Source organism: Bacillus sp. Au-Bac7, from assembly GCF_021341655.1.
Taxonomy (GTDB): domain Bacteria; phylum Bacillota; class Bacilli; order Bacillales; family Cytobacillaceae; genus Niallia.
The window spans coordinates 103684-121480 of sequence record NZ_JAJTTG010000001.1 but is presented as its reverse complement, the minus strand read 5'-3'; the positions used below and the strand labels follow the sequence as shown (position 1 = coordinate 121480).

Below are 17797 nucleotides of genomic sequence, written 5' to 3'. Positions count from 1 at the left end.
TTTTTTTAGCAAAAAATGACTAATATCCCTAGTCTGACCCCTACCTAGACGAAACAAACTATAGGCGCAAAGAAAAAGGCAAACCATGCTTATCTGATTAAGATGGTTTGCCTTTTACACTTACATTAGCTCTCTTGTGCATCGTATGCTCTTATTATTTTCCCAACAAGGGGATGTCTTACTACATCTGTTTCAGACATATAACTGAAGGTTATCCCTGAAACATTATTTAATATATGCTCTGCTGCCACTAAACCGGACTTAACACCCTTCGGCAAATCAATTTGAGTACGGTCACCAGTAATAACCATTTTTGAGCCGAATCCAAGTCTCGTTAGAAACATCTTCATTTGTGCTTGTGTCGTATTTTGTGCCTCGTCCAAAATAACAAACGCATCATCCAATGTTCGTCCCCTCATATATGCGAGCGGAGCAATTTCAATTGTATTTCTCTCAATCAAACGCTGAGTATGCTCCATTCCAAGTACATCATGCAAAGCATCATATAAAGGGCGGAGATACGGGTCGACTTTTTCCTTCAAGTCACCTGGCAAAAAACCAAGACTTTCCCCCGCTTCAACAGCAGGCCTTGTCAGGATGATTCGGTTCACCTTACCGCTTTTAAGGGCGCTGACCGCCATTACAACAGCTAAATACGTTTTACCCGTACCAGCTGGTCCGATCCCGAAAACTAAGTCATTTTTTTTAATGGAACGGATATATTCACTTTGTCCAATTGTTTTAACCCTGATAGATTTTCCCTTAATTGTTTTCGCAATTTCTTCATCATAAAGTGCTCCAAAATACTCCAAGGTTCCTTTTCTGGCCATTTCAATTGCATAACTGACATCGCGCTGGCTAACGGAAATACCTTTCCGTATTACCTGCAAAAGTTTTTCAACAATGTCTCCAACCAATTCAATGCTGTCTGGGTTTGTAGAGGAAACATGCAAAGTTTCGCCTCTTGTAACAATTTGGCAATCTAATTCCTTTTCGAGGATTTCCAGATTGCGATCCCCTGTTCCAAGCAAGGCTACTGCCTCTTCTGGGCCATTTAATTTTACATTCATTGTCTTTAAATCTTCTGTCATTCCAAGTCTCCTTGAGTTATAGGTTGTACTTCTGCAATATTTTCAATTGTTGTGAAATCTATATTCAGTATTACTTTACCATTCTTTACCGATTGTCGCAAAATTTTTTCTTTCTTAATTTTTCCGTCTTCGCCAATTTCCTTTTGCACATCCTTACGGGCTTTTTCCTTGCCTGCTTTAATGGCTTCTTTTTCCGTATAGCTTCTCGTCACTTCTTCCTTTTCCCTGTATGTCTTATTTGTAACCTTTATTGGCAGTTCCCATTTCAAGAACTTAAGATTTTTTTCGTTTTCCTCTTTTTCATATTCCTTGTACTCTACCTTCCCAAAACCCCAAACAGGAATTTCAAAACCGCCTACTTTAAGGTAATGTTTTTGCTTTTCATTGCCATTAAAAACTTGGAAGGTACTTTCTAAAGGAATTGTCACAGTGGAGCTGTACCAGGTTTCTCCCCATATCTCCCCTCTGGCTGAGACGGTTTTTGTATCTTTATCTTTCCCATATGTTCCGGTTACTAATAATTGACCTTTTTTTACCACATCATGAACGCTGAAAACTTGGTCTCCTTCTTCAATGAAGTAATCTACAATGGTTGCTTTTTTAGCCGCGATAAGATTTTGCGGTTTTTCCTCTTCTACTTTATCAGGCTCATTCTTTTCCACTACTTGAAAGTGGTAAGTTGTCCCTTTTAACTCCACGCCAATCCAGGTGATTGCGTCAATATTATTGGTCAGTTCAGCTTGTATCTCGTCCAATTCTTTTGCGAAAAATTGAAATTCCCCAATTTTAATATCCATTTTATCCAGTTGCTTGCGGATTTGATATTCAGTTGCAGGATTAGCTCCCTTAATCTCAATGCCCCATACCATATTGGAAAGGGTGAGAACTAGTCCTAAGAATAAAAAGACACCAATCGCAAAGCCGCTGTTTTTCAGTATTCTTTTATAAAGAAAGGGAGCTCCAGCGCCACGCTGAAACTCTATTTTGATGCCACTCCCTCTTACAACCTCTCGGAACTTATGGATGCTTTTTAAGCCCATTTGAAACGTGATAGAGTGAGGGCCGTGTTTTTTAACACTCCAGACGGCAATCTTCTTTCTCAGCAGATTATTTAAAAAACGCTCCAGCCCTTTCCCTGTTGCTTTAACTGTTACAATCCCAGTAAAAAATTCTATCCAATGATTTTTCATAGCTTCCTCCCATGTTATTCGTTTATGTACATCACCTGATCTATTTTTCCTTCCAGCAGTATTTCCTCTGGCAAGATCGTCTTTATGACAAAGCCTTTGCCCTTTATTAAAAGCTGTCCCTGTTTTAAGAGCAGCCTTAGCTCTTTGTCTGAAAAAGTCAGCAAACCACGGTGGTTCTCAATATAAATATGGATTTGGCCAATCATTGTGATCCTGGGTAAGTCCATCATGACATCTTGAGGAAGCTCTAGGTTTTTAATCATCCAATTCCGTACCGTATTTCCCCATTTTTTAGCCATAAAAAAAGAACCCCCTTTCATCTCATGTGTATGAGAAAAAGGAAGGTTCTAGCACCTATTTTTTAGGAAAATTCAGCATTGCTGCTAAATATTTTTACTGTTTAATCATTTGCTTCTTGCGGGTTGCAGGATGGGGCCGTTTAGCCCTTGGAGGCCCAATAATTTCCGAAAGAATGACCGCCTCAGCAAGATTTGAACCGTTAAGCAGGTCTTTTGATTCTATTGGCAGAATCTCCTGCTGTTTGTGCTCGTGCTGGCTTCGTGCGATATTTCTTTCCATCAGCTTCAGCTTCTTTTTGAGGGCATCTCTTTCTTTTTTAATGGCATCCAATTCATTCGGCACTGGCACTGTTTCTTTTCTCACAGGTGCTTCCAATGCCTGCTCCACTCTTTTCATTACTTGCTTCTTAATATCAGGCATATTAACAGGCGCGGTTTTCTTCTTCGCCTTTTTGCCATTATCCTCCTGTTTTTCTTTCTCTTTTTGGAATAAGGAGAACAGGAAGCCTACTATCACGATAATAATTGAAATATATTCCAAGAGAGACTACTCCCTTCAGCGTGCCTTACTTTTTATCTTCATCTTTATTTTCATTATTTACTTTGCCGATTGAACCTCTCATTTCCGTATCTGCGGTAATGTTCTGCAAGTTCATATAATCCATAACACCCATATTTCCAGAACGAAGAGCGTCAGACATCGCCATTGGAACTTCTGCTTCTGCCTCGACAACCTTCGCGCGCATTTCCTGAACTTTGGCTTTCATCTCTTGTTCTTGTGCAACAGCCATTGCTCGGCGTTCTTCCGCTTTCGCTTGTGCTATCTTCTTATCAGCTTCTGCCTGTTCTGTCTGTAATTCAGCTCCGATGTTTTTGCCTATATCCACATCCGCAATATCAATGGATAAGATTTCAAACGCTGTTCCAGCATCTAGACCTTTTGACAATACAGTCTGTGAGATCATGTCTGGGTTTTCGAGGACCTTCTTATGATTATTCGATGAACCGATTGTTGAGACAATTCCTTCACCGACACGAGCTACAACTGTTTCTTCTCCAGCTCCCCCTACAAGGCGCTCAATATTTGCGCGAACAGTAATTCTAGCTTTTGCTTTTACTTCAATTCCATCCATTGCTACACCGGCAATAAATGGCGTTTCAATAACTTTCGGGTTAACACTCATCTGTACCGCTTCGAGAACGTCACGGCCAGCCAAATCGATTGCAGCACAGCGTTCAAACGAAAGCTCAATATTTGCCCTGTGTGCAGCTATCAATGCATTGACAACTCTGTCGACATTACCACCAGCCAAGTAATGGCTTTCCAATTGATTGATTGTTACATTAATTCCAGCTTTATGCGCCTTGATTAACGGATTAACAACACGGCTAGGAATTACCCTTCTCAACCTCATCCCAATCAATGTAAATATGCTGATTCTTACACCTGCTGCTAATGCTGAAATCCACAGCATAACTGGGACGAATGTCAACAGGATTCCAAGCAAGATAATTCCAATCACTACTACTGCAACCCAAAAGATTGTCGTTGCGCTTAATGCTTCCATTAATTTTCCTCCTTGTGCAGATCAATATCGGTGAATTCTCTAACGACAATTCTTGATCCTTCTGCTTTTACAATTTTAACTTTTACATCTTTTCCAATAAAGTTACCTTCACTGACCACATCAATTCGTTCGTCTCCAATAACAACCGTTCCTGAAGGACGAAGCGCAGTCATAGTTATACCTGTCTTGCCAACAAGATCATTTCTTGTTTTATTGGAAACATATCCTTCTTCCGTACTCGTAGAGTCTCTCAGCACAATTTTTTTGAAGAATTTCATTTTTCTACCAAACACCTTTACTAAAAGAATAGTGGCGATAATCGATACAGCTATCGCAATACAAATGCTAATGGCAATATGATAAGCATTCCCTCCGGCAAGAAAGATACTGCCTATAATTGCAACAATGCCCAATGTTCCAGCTATTCCGCCGACTATAAAGAACTCCAGCAGAACAAGAAGTATCCCTACAGCAAACAGAATGATTGTTTCATATCCTGCAAGCCCTGAAACAAGGTGGCCATAGAAGAACAAAAGCAGGGAAGAGATTCCCACAAAGCCAGGAACACCAAAACCTGGAGAAAACAACTCAAATATCAAACCAAGACTGCCAATTGATAACAAAATCGGAATAATGAGCGGATTTGTCACAAAGCGTGCCACTTTGTCGGCAAAGCTTTCATCCATTCTTTCGACTTTTGCATTTTCCATGCCCAGCTCACCAAGCAGTTCATCCAAATTAGAGACTGTTCCATTTGAATAATCAACGTGAAGACTTTCTGCAGCTGTCAATGTAAGAAACTCACTCTCATCATCACCGAGCTCTGGTATGGCAATCGATTTATCAGCCATAGCCATCGCATAACGAGGGTCTTTGCCTCCTTTTTCAGCGGCTCCTCTCATCGCAGACAGCCAGTATGATTGCGCTTTTTCGCCGGCAGTGTTTCCTTGTCCATCTATGATACCAGCTGCCCCGAATCTTCCGCCCTCATCCATATAAATCATATCTGTATTTAAGGCAATATAAGAGCCTGCAGAGATAGCATCCTGATTGATATATGTGACTGTCTTTATCTTTGTTTCAGAAATCGTCTTTCCGATCGCAGCAGCTGCATCAACTGCCCCCCCAGGTGTATCCATGTCAAAGATAATAACGTCTGCCTTTTTTTCTTCTGCCGTTTTGATCCCCCTGTCGATAAACTCACTCAGGCCTTTTTCCACTGTATTCTTTATTGGAATGATATAGACTAATGATTGGTCGTTAGCAAAACTGACTACAGGAAAAAAGGATAATAATAAACTAAAAAGAAAAGGCAAAATCAATATTTTTTTCCTATTCAAGTTCCTCCTCCTTTCCTGAACATCGTGGCTATAGTAAATATACGATTAACTTTTAAAAAAGTTTCATACATTTATTATTATTATAGACTTCTTCATAACTTTCCAACACAATGTAAAAAGGCTGCAGTCTGAGACTGCAGCCTTTAAAACAATTTCATTTATGAAAGGTGTTGTTGTACAAGTTTATTTACTAGTGAACCATCTGCTTTACCTTTAACCTTTGGCATTAAAGCAGCCATCACTTTTCCCATATCTTTCTTTGAAGAAGCTCCAGTTTCTGCAATTACAGAAGTAACGATTTCTGTTAACTCCTCTTCTGAAAGCTGTTCAGGCATATATATTTCAACATGCTTTAACTCCGCACGTACTTTGTCAACAAGATCTTGGCGACCTGCTTTTTCAAACTCATGGAGGGAGTCCTTGCGTTGTTTCACTTCGCGAGAAAGGACAGTTAACTCATCCTCTTCAGAAAGATCTCCGCCAATCTTAATGCTTTCATTTTGAATGGCAGCTTTCAGCATTCTGATATTAGTGAGTTTATCTTTATCTTTGTTTTTCATCGCTTGCTTCATATCATTGTTTAAGCGTTCGAGAAGACTCAATTAATACACCCTCTCTTAGAACTTACGTTTTCTTGCTGCTTCTGATTTCTTCTTACGTTTAACACTAGGCTTTTCATAGAATTCGCGCTTTCTAGCTTCCTGCAAAGTACCAGTTTTTGATACTGAACGTTTGAAGCGACGAAGAGCATCTTCAAGCGATTCGTTTTTACGAACGACGGTTTTAGACATTCTCTTTCCCTCCCTCCGAAACACAACACACTAACATCAACATGGATTCCATGTACCTTGACATTATAATATATCAAGGAAGCAAGGTCAACTGTATTTAGCCTTGTACCGAAAATTGTTTTCATTTTTTTTGTGATTTCTAAACAAGTATCCCTCATTGTCCATCCTCACACTTATATATTACCACAAAATAGAACTTTAAATCTTGTATATTTCTATCATTTTGCATTTTTAGCATGTCCATTTCCTTTCTTTCATATATTTTTTTGAAGGAGTGAACATTCATGCTTTATATTGGACTATTTATCATCATGATATTGTTATTTATTTATGGAATGACGTTGCTGCGGACAGGCCTTTTCAACCTCTCTTCCCATTCACTTAAAGCCTTATTAGAGAAGCTTACCAATAAGCCTTGGAAGGGCATGGTTGCTGCAATAATCATCACTGCTGTCCTGCAAAGCAGCTCTGCTGTTATGGTGCTGACAATCGGATTAATTGCTGCACGGGTATTGACCTTTCCTCAGTCAATCGGCATCATTCTCGGAACAAATATCGGCACGACCTTTACGACGGAATTTATCACCTATGATATTAGTGACTTTTTGCTTCCATTAGCAATAATCGGAGCTGTTTTCATACTAGTCAACAAACATAAACTAAGAAGTATCGGGTTTGTATTATTCGGGATAGCGATTGTCTTTACGGCAATGAAAGGATTTAAACATTTTGCGTCCATCATTCAAGACAACCCTTTTATGCAGACCTTCCTCGCTCATTTATCTGACCGGATTATTTTGGCTTTAGCTGTCGGAATTCTCCTGACAGCATTAATTCAGTCAAGCACCGCAACAATCGGAATTATCATGGGCTTTTTGACTGCTGATATGCTGAGTATTGAAGCCGGAATTGCAATTATGCTTGGCTCTAATATCGGCACCTGTATAACCTCCTATCTTGCATCTATCGGTGCCGAAAAGCAGGCAAAGCTTTGTGCATATGCTCATATTTGGCTTAATGTCGGCGGGGTGCTTCTGTTCTACCCGTTCATTGGCCAATTAACAGATGCTGTGGAATATATGACGAGTGCTAAGGACGTTCAGCTTGCACATGCAAGCCTTTTATTCAATGTGCTGTCCTCTATCCTTGTCCTGCCGTTTGCTGAACAGTTCGGGAAATGGATTATGAAGCTGCATAAGGTTTAGACGCAATAAAAAAAGGATGGACCCTAATGGGTACCATCCTTCTTCTTAGTAGTCGCTGTTGCTTGTTAGTCCGTTAACAATCGCAACACCAGAACTTGCGCCAATGCGAGTAGCTCCAGCAGCAATCATTTTCTCCGTATCTTCACTGCTTCTTACACCACCGGAAGCCTTAACACCGATATCTGGTCCAACTGTTTTTCTCATAAGAGCAATATCTTCAACCGTTGCTCCACCTGTTGAAAATCCAGTAGATGTTTTCACAAAGTCAGTTCCTGCTTCGACTGCTAAAACACATGCTTTTTCTTTCTCTTCATCAGTCAGCAGACTAGTTTCAATAATTACCTTTGTAAGTGCTTTGCCTTTTGCTGCATCCACTACTGCTTTAATGTCTTCTTTCACAAGGTCATAGTTCTTGTCTTTAAGTGCACCAATATTAATAACCATATCAACTTCCGTTGCTCCATTTTCAATAGCATTCGTTGTTTCAAACGCTTTTGTTGCAGAAGTAGTTGCGCCTAATGGGAAACCGATAACAGTGCACACTTTTACTTCCGTGCCTGCCAATAGCTCACTAGCATATTGAACCCAAGTTGGGTTTACGCATACTGAAGCAAAGCTGTATTGTTTTGCTTCCTCACATAATGTTTTAACCTGTTCTTTTGTTGCGTCTGCTTTCAATAAAGTGTGATCGATCATTTTTGCAATTTGGCTGCTCATCATTAATGGCTCCTTTTACATGGTATGTATGATATTTGTCATTAGAAAAGCATCGCTTCAGATGCTTTTCCACTCTTTGAAACTGTTGTACTGCTGCTAATTATACAATCGCTTTTTCTGTTTCTGTATATTCTTCCAATAATCGGACGAATTGACCTTCGTTAACTGGATAGCCTGCTTTAGTAATTTTCACTTTTACGATTTGGCCAACCATCTCTTCTGTTGCCGGAAATACTACTTTCAGATAGTTATCTGTATAGCCGACATACAAATCGCCGTTTCCAGATTCCTTATATACTTCCTCTGGAATCACTTCCACGACTTCGCCTTCGTAATTAGAAGCATATTCTTTAGCAAGCTGGTCTGAAAGGGCAATCAGTCGATGAACTCGTTCGTTTTTCACATCTTCATCAATCTGGTCTTCCATTCTAGCTGCAGGAGTACCCGTTCTTTTTGAGTAAGGGAAAACATGAAGCTCAGAAAACTTATGCTCTTTAATGAAGTTGTAAGTTTCCATAAATTCTTCTTCTGTCTCTCCTGGGAAGCCGACAATTACATCAGATGTGACAGCGAGACCAGGAAGCGCCTCTTTAAGACGAGTGATTCTTTCTGCGAAGAACTCCATTGTATACTTTCTTCTCATTCTCTTCAATACAGTATCAGAACCGGATTGAATCGGAATATGAAGATGATTTACAATTATTTTCGAATCATTAAGAACCTCAATGACCTCGTCCGTAATTTGGCTTGCTTCAATGGAAGAGATACGAAGTCTCTTTAATCCTTTTACTTGTGATTCTAAATCACGAAGCAATCTTGCAAGATTATAGTCTTTCATATCCTCGCCGTAACCGCCTGTGTGGATACCTGTAAGAACAATCTCCTTATAGCCTGCATGTACAAGCTGTTGAGCTTGTCTGATTACTTCCTGCGGATCTCTTGAGCGCATTAAACCTCTAGCCCATGGGATGATACAGAATGTGCAGAAATTATTACAGCCCTCTTGGATTTTCAAAGATGCTCTCGTTCTGTCCGTGAAAGCTGGAACGTCTAATTCCTCATACACTCTGTTTTTCATAATATTGCCGACTGCATTAATCGGCTGGCGTTCTTCTTTATATTGCGTGATGTAATCAAGCATTTTCACACGATCCTGTGTTCCAACAACGATATCTACACCAGGAATAGCCATGATTTCTGCCGGCGATGTTTGCGCATAGCAACCAGTAACACAAATGACTGCGTCGGGATTTTTGCGAACAGCCCGTCTGATTACTTGACGACTTTTTTTGTCTCCTGTGTTTGTAACCGTACATGTATTAATGACATAAACGTCAGACATGTTCTCATAATCTACTCTTTCGTATCCTTGCTCTTTAAATAATTGCCATATAGCTTCTGTTTCATAATGATTTACTTTACAACCTAATGTGTGAAAAGCAACTGTTGGCATTATATTTCACCTCATCCATTCATTAATTCAAAATGATAGGAAACAGCGGAAAGCAAATACAATGGTGCTGTTTCCGTCCTTAATATTCTTGGTCCGAGTCCACAGGCAATAAAGCCGTTGTCTGTCAGAAGCTCGACTTCCGTATCTGTAAGGCCGCCTTCTGGGCCAAATACAGCAAGAATCGACTGCCCCTTCTTCATAGAGGAAAGCGCTCTCGCTAGATTAGCTGATTCTAAAGCCTTAGCTTCTTCCTCATAGGCAATGATTAATACATCATAATCAGCGGCCATCTTTATTAACTCTTTTGGCGAAACCGGGGCTATTACATTGGGAATCGCAGCGCGGTGTGACTGTTCTGCCGCTTCTTTTGCAATCTTGTTCCAGCGGCTGATTTTTTTATCGGACTTTTTTGCGTCCCATTTAACAATCGAGCGAGATGCAATAAAAGGGATAAACTCGTGCGCACCTAATTCTGTGCCTTTTTGGATAATCCATTCTAGCTTATCCCCTTTTGGCAGGCCGCTTACTATTGTTACCTTGACAGGGAGTTCAATGTCTTCCTCTACCCATTGTATCACCTTTGCCACTACTTCGTTTTCGGTAATATTTTCAATTTTACAGCGGGCGGTTTGCTGATTTGAATTGACACAATAGATTTCTTCATCAGGCTTCATGCGCATGACCCTTGTAATATGATGGAAGTCATCTTCTTTTATTAGGAATGTGTCCTCTACATTTTCCGCAAAATAACGTTGCAATGCATAAAACCTGCCTTTACATATAATCAGGAATAATTTGACAAAGCACTACTTAAGCATTATAAGCATGCTAAAAGAAGTTTGCAGTGTATCAAACAAACTTCTTTTTTACCTTACTTTCCTTTTTTCGCTGTGATGCTGATCCAATCTTCCATTTGAACCGTTTCAACAATTTCAAGACCTGATGCTATGATCGCTGCTTTCACTTCTTCTTTTTTCTGAAGAATGATTCCTGATGCGATAAAATAGCCATCCTGTTTTAATAAACGGTAAACATCATCCGTAAAGCGGACTATCACCTCAGCAAGGATGTTCGCCACAATGACGTCTGCCTCCTCGCTGATACCGTCAAGCAAATTATTCTGCTGAACATGAGCCGTTTCATGCACTTTGTTCAGTTTAAGATTAAGTTTTGCTGACTGAACAGCCACTTCGTCTAAATCAAGGGCAAGAACAGATTTAGCTTTAAGCATAGCTGCTGCAATGCTCAGAACACCTGAACCTGTGCCGACATCAATGACAGCATCCCCTTTTTTTACTATTCTCTCCAAAGCCTGGATACATAATACAGTCGTTGGATGTGTCCCCGTACCAAATGCCATGCCTGGATCCAATTCAATGATTAGTTCATCACTGTGAACTGGTGAATAATCTTCCCAAGTTGGCACAATAGTGAATTTCTCCGAAATCTTAACAGGATGGTAATATTTCTTCCATGCTGTTGCCCATTCTTCTTCATTCACTTCCATAATGGAAACTTTATTTAAACCAATATCAATATTAAAAAGGATCAAATTATTGATTGCCTCTTTAATTTCCTCTACCGTTTCTCCCAAAAAGCTGTTGATGGGAAGATAAGCTTTTACCAATACGCCTTCTTCTGGATAATCGTCAGGATTGAGTTGGTAGATTTCGCCAAAACGGTCTTCTCTTTCTTTAATCAAATCGAAGGGATCTTCAATTACCACCCCGCTTGCACCTGCTTCATGCAATATGTTTGAAATAGGTTCAATCGCTTCATTTGTTGTATGAATTGTGATTTCAGACCATTTCATTTTCTACCAACTCCAATCAATCTTTATTCACCTTTAAAGGCTCTTTTAACTTTTGAAAAAAAGCTTTCTTCTTCTTCCCCTTGAGGAGCATTTCCTGTTACCTCTGCAAATTCCTGCAGCAATTGTTTCTGTTTATCGGATAGTTTTGTCGGCGTAATCAAGCGGACAATAACATGCTGATCCCCTGTACCGTAGCCGCGCACATTGGCAATACCTTTACCTTTTAGACGGAATTTCGTTCCTGTCTGTGTTCCTGCCGGCACTTTCAATTTCACTTTACCGTGCAGTGTTGGTACTTCCACTTCATCACCAAGGGCTGCTTGTGCAAACGTAATAGGCATTTCGCAGTATACGTCCTCACCATCACGCTCAAAGAACTCATGTGTTCTAACATGGAACACCACATATAAGTCCCCTGCAGGTCCGCCATTAACGCCTGGTTCCCCTTGGCCGCTGACGCGAAGCTGTTGACCGTCATCAATTCCAGCAGGAATTTTCACTTTAATCTTACGGCGTTTTTTCACTTTACCTGTTCCGCCGCATGTTCCGCATTTATGTTTAATTTCTTTACCAGTACCATTACAATGCTGACAAGTTCTTCTGTTAACAATTTTTCCGAATGGCGTATTTTGCTCCACATTCAATTGCCCTGTACCACTGCAATGTTTACATGTTACAGGTTTTGTTCCAGGCTTAGCACCTGTTCCGCTGCATGTTTCACAAGTTTCCTCACGCGGAATTTCAATTTCTGTTTCTTTTCCAAAAGCTGCTTCCTCAAAGGACAGAGTCATTGTGTACTGCAGGTCTGCTCCTTGTCTTGGTGCATTCGGATCACGTCGGCGTCCGCCGCCGCCAAAGAAACTGCTAAAAATATCTTCAAAGCCAAAGCCGCCGAAGTCTCCAGCTCCACCACCAAAGCCTTGGTTAGGATCTGTGTGGCCAAATTGATCATAATGGGCACGTTTTTGATCATCGCTAAGTACTTCATACGCTTCTTTTACTTCTTTAAACTGATCATCTGCTCCCGGGTCTTTATTAATATCCGGATGATACTTTTTTGACAGCTTACGATATGCTTTTTTGATTTCATCCTTGGAAGCCGTTTTTGCAACTCCAAGGACTTCGTAGTAATCTCGCTTATCCATTTATGATTGCCACTCCCCGATTCTTTTCACATAGATGATATTGTATCATTTTGCATTTCTAATGTACAATAGTTTATTCTAAACGATTAAAAAAAGCCTTTACTTTTATAGGTTAGAAAGGAACGCTAAAAATTAGCTCTCATAAAGAAAAAGCCAAAGCCAAGGATAACCTGACTTTGACTTTTCGAAAATTAGTGCTTATTTGTTGTCGTCATTAACCTCTTCGAATTCTGCATCAACTGCATCATCGTTTTTGCCAGCAGATTGACCTTCAGCACCTTGTGCTGCTTGTGCTTGTTTAGCTGCTTCTTCATAAAGCTTTGCAGAAAGGTTTTGAACGATTTCTTGAAGCGCATCTTTTTTCGCACGAATTTCTTCTAATTCGTTTTTCTCGATTGCTTCTTTAAGCGCATCTTTCGCTTCGTTCGCTTTTGCAACTTCGCTTTCGTCCACTTTGCCTTCCAAGTCTTTTAGTGTTTTTTCTGTTGTGAACACTAATTGGTCAGCTTCATTGCGCAATTCTACTTCTTCTTTGCGCTTTTTATCAGCTTCTGCGTTTTCTTCTGCTTCTCTAACCATTTTATCGATTTCTTCATCAGATAATCCTGTTGAAGACTTGATTGTGATAGTTTGCTCTTTGTTTGTTCCAAGATCTTTCGCACGAACATTCACAATACCGTTTTTATCGATATCGAAGCTAACTTCGATTTGTGGAATTCCACGTGGTGCTGGCGGAATGTCAGTCAATTGGAATCTACCTAATGTCTTGTTATCTGCAGACATTGGGCGCTCCCCTTGAAGAACATGAATGTCAACAGCTGTTTGGCTGTCAGCAGCAGTAGAGAACACTTGTGATTTAGATGTCGGAATTGTTGTATTGCGTTCAATAAGCTTTGTGAATACGCCGCCCATTGTCTCAATTCCCAATGAAAGTGGTGTTACGTCAAGAAGAACTACGTCTTTAACATCACCAGTGATAACTCCACCTTGAATAGCTGCACCCATTGCAACTACTTCATCAGGGTTAACGCCTTTATGCGGCTCTTTACCGATTTCTTTTTTGATTGCTTCTTGTACAGCAGGAATACGAGTAGAACCACCGACAAGAATTACTTTATCGATTTCAGAAGCGCTTAAACCAGCATCTTTCAACGCTTGACGAGTAGGACCCATCGTGCGTTCAACTAGATCAGAAGAAATTTCTTCGAATTTAGCGCGGGACAATGTTACTTCCAAGTGAAGCGGTCCAGCTTCACCAGCAGTGATGAACGGAAGCGAAATTTGTGTAGATGCTACACCAGACAAATCTTTTTTCGCTTTTTCTGCTGCGTCTTTCAAACGTTGAAGCGCCATTTTATCCTTGCTTAAGTCAATTCCGTTTTCTTTTTTGAATTGATCTACTAGATAGTCAATGATTACTTGGTCAAAGTCATCTCCGCCAAGACGGTTGTCACCAGCTGTAGATTTAACTTCGAATACGCCGTCACCCAATTCAAGGATGGAAACGTCGAAAGTACCGCCACCAAGATCGTATACTAGGATTGTTTGATCTTCATCTGTTTTGTCTAGACCATATGCAAGTGCTGCTGCAGTAGGCTCGTTAATGATACGCTCTACTTCAAGTCCAGCGATTTTACCTGCATCTTTGGTTGCTTGACGCTCAGCATCGTTGAAATAAGCAGGAACTGTGATAACAGCTTTTGTTACCTTTTCACCAAGATACTCTTCTGCATAGCCTTTCAAGTATTGAAGGATAATCGCAGAAACTTCTTGAGGTGAATAGTTTTTGCCTTCAACTTCCACTTTATAGTCTGTCCCCATATGACGTTTGATGGACATGATTGTGTTAGGGTTTGTAATAGATTGGCGCTTTGCCACTTCCCCAACTTGACGCTCTCCATTTTTAAATGCAACTACGGATGGAGCAGTGCGGTTACCTTCTGGATTCGGGATAACTTTTGGTTCTCCGCCTTCCAATACAGCAACACATGAGTTTGTTGTACCTAAATCGATTCCAATAATTTTACTCATGGAAAAATTCCCTCCAATTCATTTATGTAGACCTTACTGGCTAACCTTAACCATGGCTGGTCTGATTACTCTGTCTTTTAATTTGTAGCCTTTTTGGAACTCTTCTACTACAATATTAGGTTCTGTATCTTCCACTTCTACTTGCATTACTGCTTGATGAAGATGAGGATCAAATTCAGTTCCGACAGACTTGATTGTTTCAACACCCTCTTTTTCAAGTGCATCCAACAATCCTCTGTAAACCATTTCCATGCCTGTATATAGGCTTTTTGCTTGTTCTTCTGTTGCTTCTACCTTCAAAGCTCTCTCAAAGTTATCGATAGCTGGTAGCAAATCCAAAACTAGGCTTTGTGCTCTATATGTTTGCGCCGCTTCCATATCAAGCTTCGCTCTGCGGCGGGAATTATCAAAGTCTGCTTGCAGACGCAAATATCGGTTTGTTTCACTCTCTATTTTCGCCTCTAGCTCAGCAATTTTAGCATTTGCTGCTTCGAGATCCTCAGCAAGTGAGTTTGTGTTTTGAGCATCAGCAGTTGTTTCATCTTGCTGAACTTCTTCAAAGACCGCTTCCGTATTCTCTTCAGCATTGTCCTCTTGAATCTCTTCATTCATTGTTGTTTTATCTTCTGCCAACTTGTTCACCTCCCTCAAATGAATTAAATCTTTGTAAATAGTCTTCACAGTGAACTATTATACATAATCAACTTATATAAAGCTTCCAATAACTATCATTTTTTTTAAATGGTTTCCCTACTACCGTTTATCACTGATAATAGGGAGTTACTACATATTAACTATATCCTTCGCTGCTAGTTTTGATACAGCTTTGTCAACACTTTTGTGAGATCATGCGCCATCAGATTTAGCAGGCTGACTACCCGTGAATATTCCATTCTCGTTGGTCCCAATATGGCAATGGACCCTAGCTGCTTTTCCCCTAATGCATAAGAAGCGGAAATAACACTGCAATTATCCATTGCGGTAATATTGTTTTCTGTCCCAATCTTAATGTTGATGTCTGTTGTGTTATTACGGATTAAGTCATGGATGCCTTCCTCTTTTTCAATCATATTGAGCAAATCGCGAATTTTGCTGACATCATGAAATTCCGGCTGACTCAGCATATTCGTCTTGCCGCCGAAGAAAAGCTTCTCATGTGTGTCGATTTTAACAGCATCATAGATTGAATTCAAAAACAAATCATAATGGTTAATATGACGTTTTAAGAGTGTGGCAACTTCCTTATATATTTTGTTGTGCAGCTTCTCAAGAGAGACTCCTGCGAGCCTTTCATTAAGAATATTCACAAGCTTTTCAATTTCGTTTGCATCTGTCGATTCCGGCAAATGAAACATTTTATTTTCGACATGCCCAGTATCTGTGATGATAATGGCAATGGCTGTCTGGGCATTTAATGGCACAATCTGAATTCTTTTCAGTTTGTTTTCCTTTACAGCTGGCCCCAGCACTATTGTCGTATAGTTCGTTAACTCTGAGAGTATTTTTGCTGATTTTTGGACGATGTTCTCCAACTCATAAATCTTCTCAGCAAAAACAGAATTCAGTGTTAACACCTCTTCTTTACGAAGCTTTTGCGGCAATAATAAGTGATCGACATAAAATCGATAGCCCTTTTCGCTTGGAATTCGTCCAGATGAAGAATGGGTCTTTTCCAGATATCCCGATTCCTCCAAATCCGCCATTTCATTTCTAATCGTGGCAGAGCTAAAGGATATTTCCGGTTTTTTCGACAAGCTTCTAGAACCAACCGGCTGAGCAGATGCTATAAAATCATCAATAATCACTTGCAATATCAATAATTGACGATCTGTTAACACATTCATCACCTCTGTTAGCACTCATTAGCACCGAGTGCTAATTCTACTTATAAATTATCAAATAAAAGGGGAGTGTGTCAATAATTTGGTTTTTATTTCGCAAAAGAAATTCTTTCCTAATTAAACAGACAACCTCCCCCTATTTTAGGAGGAGGTATTGTTAAAGAATTCCGATGAAAGATTGAAATACTTCATTTCCTAAAAAACGGCCATTATATGTGAGTTTTAAATTCCCATCCTCAATGGAAATTAATCCTCTTTCCAATAATTTCTCCAGTTCAGCAGCAAACAGCGTCTCAATGTCTTGCTTATACTTTTCCTTAAACACAGCGAGACTGACGCCACTGTTTTTTCTCAGCCCTAAAAACAGCTCCTCTTCCATCATTTCTGCTAAAGTAACCTGATGATTGTCGAGAAGAGGCAGACTTCCTGCAGCCAAAGGCTCCATGTATTTTTTTAATGGGCCGAAGTTAGAGCGGCGGTAGCCATTAACGTAACCATGTGCTCCTGCACCAAATCCGTAATATTCTTCATTATTCCAATACGTTATGTTATGGATGCTTTCATAGCCCTCTTTTGCGAAATTACTAATTTCATACTGCTTGTAACCATGCTGTGCCATCTCCTCCATAAGCAGGCGGTACATGCTTGCTTCTGCATCTTCACCAGGTGTAAGCAGTTTGCCCTTGCGGAGAAGATTATAAAATACTGTCTTTGGCTCAATGATCAGCGAATAACCAGAAAAATGCTGGATATCTAAAGTAAAGGCCTGCTTTAAGGTAGCGGCAAAATCGTCTAATGTCTGACCTGGCAGACTGTACATTAAATCGATGCTAATATTGTCAAACCCGATCTTTTTGGCAGCCTCTACCGATGTGAAGACATCTTTAGCTCTGTGCGTTCTGCCTATCCTCTGCAATAGGTCATCATTAAATGATTGCACACCGAAGCTCAAGCGGTTGACTCCACCTTCATACAAGGCTTTCAGTTTATCTGGAGACAAGTCTCCAGGGTTTGCCTCAAATGTATATTCAGCATTTTCTGCTAAGTGCAGATTTTCACTGATAATCGCACATAACCTCTCCAGCTGCTTAGCATTAAGGCTTGTTGGTGTTCCGCCTCCGACAAAAACGGTTTTAAGCGGGGCATTATTTTTACTTGCCGTCAGCTTTATTTCCTGTTCCAGTGCATCCAAATATTCGTCCACAGGCTGGCCTTTTAAAAACACTTTATTAAAATCACAATAATGACATATATGTTCACAAAATGGGATATGGATATATGCTGCTTTAATCAATATGTCACAGTCCTTTCTC

General features: G+C 40.1%; 18 protein-coding genes. 1 reads left to right on the top strand and 17 read right to left on the bottom strand.

Going from position 1 to position 17797, the window contains the following annotated elements; translation table 11 throughout:
- Positions 1-125: 125 nt before the first annotated feature.
- The 8 genes from LXM54_RS00635 to rpsU form a co-directional block, all read right to left on the bottom strand.
- Positions 126-1091, bottom strand: coding sequence for a PhoH family protein (locus LXM54_RS00635; protein ID WP_233313116.1), 966 nt, complete (start codon positions 1089-1091; stop codon positions 126-128).
- Positions 1088-2281, bottom strand: coding sequence for a sporulation protein YqfD (gene yqfD, locus LXM54_RS00630; RefSeq protein ID WP_233313115.1), 1194 nt, complete (start codon positions 2279-2281; stop codon positions 1088-1090). Before yqfD ends, LXM54_RS00635 begins: the two co-directional genes overlap by 4 nt.
- Before the next feature lie 14 nt (positions 2282-2295).
- Entirely contained in the window at positions 2296-2580 is a 285-nt protein-coding gene (yqfC, locus tag LXM54_RS00625) for a sporulation protein YqfC (RefSeq protein ID WP_233313114.1), read from the bottom strand.
- Between the two features lie 94 nt (positions 2581-2674).
- A complete protein-coding gene (locus LXM54_RS00620) occupies positions 2675-3121 on the bottom strand; it encodes a hypothetical protein (protein ID WP_233313113.1) in 447 nt (148 codons plus the stop codon).
- Positions 3122-3146: 25 nt separating this feature from the next.
- The gene (gene floA, locus LXM54_RS00615; protein WP_233313112.1) at positions 3147-4148 is read right to left on the bottom strand and encodes a flotillin-like protein FloA; all 1002 of its coding nucleotides are present in this window, start codon (positions 4146-4148) and stop codon (positions 3147-3149) included.
- Positions 4148-5488, bottom strand: coding sequence for an NfeD family protein (locus LXM54_RS00610; RefSeq protein WP_233313111.1), 1341 nt, complete (start codon positions 5486-5488; stop codon positions 4148-4150). Before LXM54_RS00610 ends, floA begins: the two co-directional genes overlap by 1 nt.
- Before the next feature lie 158 nt (positions 5489-5646).
- The gene (locus LXM54_RS00605) at positions 5647-6090 is read right to left on the bottom strand and encodes a GatB/YqeY domain-containing protein (RefSeq protein WP_233313110.1); all 444 of its coding nucleotides are present in this window, start codon (positions 6088-6090) and stop codon (positions 5647-5649) included.
- A gap of 15 nt (positions 6091-6105) precedes the next feature.
- Positions 6106-6279: a 30S ribosomal protein S21 gene (rpsU, locus tag LXM54_RS00600; RefSeq protein WP_003152957.1), complete on the bottom strand. Its 174-nt coding sequence runs from the start codon at positions 6277-6279 to the stop codon at positions 6106-6108.
- A gap of 284 nt (positions 6280-6563) precedes the next feature.
- Between rpsU and LXM54_RS00595 the strand changes: the two genes are divergently transcribed.
- Positions 6564-7484, top strand: coding sequence for a Na/Pi symporter (locus LXM54_RS00595; RefSeq protein ID WP_233313109.1), 921 nt, complete (start codon positions 6564-6566; stop codon positions 7482-7484).
- A 45-nt stretch (positions 7485-7529) separates the two neighbouring features.
- On the opposite strand, the gene deoC is transcribed toward LXM54_RS00595, so the two are convergent.
- The 9 genes from deoC to hemW form a co-directional block, all read right to left on the bottom strand.
- Positions 7530-8201, bottom strand: a complete 672-nt coding sequence (gene deoC / locus LXM54_RS00590) for a deoxyribose-phosphate aldolase (protein ID WP_233314702.1) — start codon at positions 8199-8201, stop codon at positions 7530-7532.
- A gap of 100 nt (positions 8202-8301) precedes the next feature.
- The gene (gene mtaB / locus LXM54_RS00585; RefSeq protein WP_233313108.1) at positions 8302-9654 is read right to left on the bottom strand and encodes a tRNA (N(6)-L-threonylcarbamoyladenosine(37)-C(2))-methylthiotransferase MtaB; all 1353 of its coding nucleotides are present in this window, start codon (positions 9652-9654) and stop codon (positions 8302-8304) included.
- An 11-nt stretch (positions 9655-9665) separates the two neighbouring features.
- Positions 9666-10412 (bottom strand): 16S rRNA (uracil(1498)-N(3))-methyltransferase, encoded by a 747-nt coding sequence (locus tag LXM54_RS00580; RefSeq protein WP_233313107.1) that lies wholly within the window; start codon positions 10410-10412, stop codon positions 9666-9668.
- A 113-nt stretch (positions 10413-10525) separates the two neighbouring features.
- A complete protein-coding gene (prmA, locus tag LXM54_RS00575; RefSeq protein ID WP_233313106.1) occupies positions 10526-11467 on the bottom strand; it encodes a 50S ribosomal protein L11 methyltransferase in 942 nt (313 codons plus the stop codon).
- A gap of 23 nt (positions 11468-11490) precedes the next feature.
- On the bottom strand, positions 11491-12612 hold the full coding sequence (dnaJ, locus tag LXM54_RS00570; protein ID WP_233313105.1) for a molecular chaperone DnaJ: 1122 nt from the start codon (positions 12610-12612) through the stop codon (positions 11491-11493).
- Between the two features lie 198 nt (positions 12613-12810).
- Positions 12811-14643 (bottom strand): molecular chaperone DnaK, encoded by a 1833-nt coding sequence (dnaK, locus tag LXM54_RS00565; RefSeq protein WP_233313104.1) that lies wholly within the window; start codon positions 14641-14643, stop codon positions 12811-12813.
- 33 nt (positions 14644-14676) lie between these two features.
- Positions 14677-15276 (bottom strand): nucleotide exchange factor GrpE, encoded by a 600-nt coding sequence (gene grpE, locus LXM54_RS00560; RefSeq protein WP_411229262.1) that lies wholly within the window; start codon positions 15274-15276, stop codon positions 14677-14679.
- A 176-nt stretch (positions 15277-15452) separates the two neighbouring features.
- Positions 15453-16481, bottom strand: a complete 1029-nt coding sequence (gene hrcA, locus LXM54_RS00555; RefSeq protein ID WP_233313103.1) for a heat-inducible transcriptional repressor HrcA — start codon at positions 16479-16481, stop codon at positions 15453-15455.
- 160 nt (positions 16482-16641) lie between these two features.
- Entirely contained in the window at positions 16642-17778 is a 1137-nt protein-coding gene (gene hemW, locus LXM54_RS00550) for a radical SAM family heme chaperone HemW (RefSeq protein ID WP_233313102.1), read from the bottom strand.
- Positions 17779-17797 lie beyond the last annotated feature (19 nt).

What these genes read in the sequence shown, in the direction of transcription:
- dnaK (WP_233313104.1), bottom strand. Translation starts at nt 14,643, where the DNA reads ATGAGTAAAATTATTGGAATCGATTTAGGTACAACAAACTCATGTGTT.
- mtaB (WP_233313108.1), bottom strand. Translation starts at nt 9,654, where the DNA reads ATGCCAACAGTTGCTTTTCACACATTAGGTTGTAAAGTAAATCATTAT.
- LXM54_RS00635 (WP_233313116.1), bottom strand. Translation starts at nt 1,091, where the DNA reads ATGACAGAAGATTTAAAGACAATGAATGTAAAATTAAATGGCCCAGAA.
- deoC (WP_233314702.1), bottom strand. Translation starts at nt 8,201, where the DNA reads ATGAGCAGCCAAATTGCAAAAATGATCGATCACACTTTATTGAAAGCA.
- prmA (WP_233313106.1), bottom strand. Translation starts at nt 11,467, where the DNA reads ATGAAATGGTCTGAAATCACAATTCATACAACAAATGAAGCGATTGAA.
- yqfD (WP_233313115.1), bottom strand. Translation starts at nt 2,281, where the DNA reads ATGAAAAATCATTGGATAGAATTTTTTACTGGGATTGTAACAGTTAAA.
- floA (WP_233313112.1), bottom strand. Translation starts at nt 4,148, where the DNA reads ATGGAAGCATTAAGCGCAACGACAATCTTTTGGGTTGCAGTAGTAGTG.
- rpsU (WP_003152957.1), bottom strand. Translation starts at nt 6,279, where the DNA reads ATGTCTAAAACCGTCGTTCGTAAAAACGAATCGCTTGAAGATGCTCTT.
- LXM54_RS00595 (WP_233313109.1), top strand. Translation starts at nt 6,564, where the DNA reads ATGCTTTATATTGGACTATTTATCATCATGATATTGTTATTTATTTAT.
- yqfC (WP_233313114.1), bottom strand. Translation starts at nt 2,580, where the DNA reads ATGGCTAAAAAATGGGGAAATACGGTACGGAATTGGATGATTAAAAAC.
- dnaJ (WP_233313105.1), bottom strand. Translation starts at nt 12,612, where the DNA reads ATGGATAAGCGAGATTACTACGAAGTCCTTGGAGTTGCAAAAACGGCT.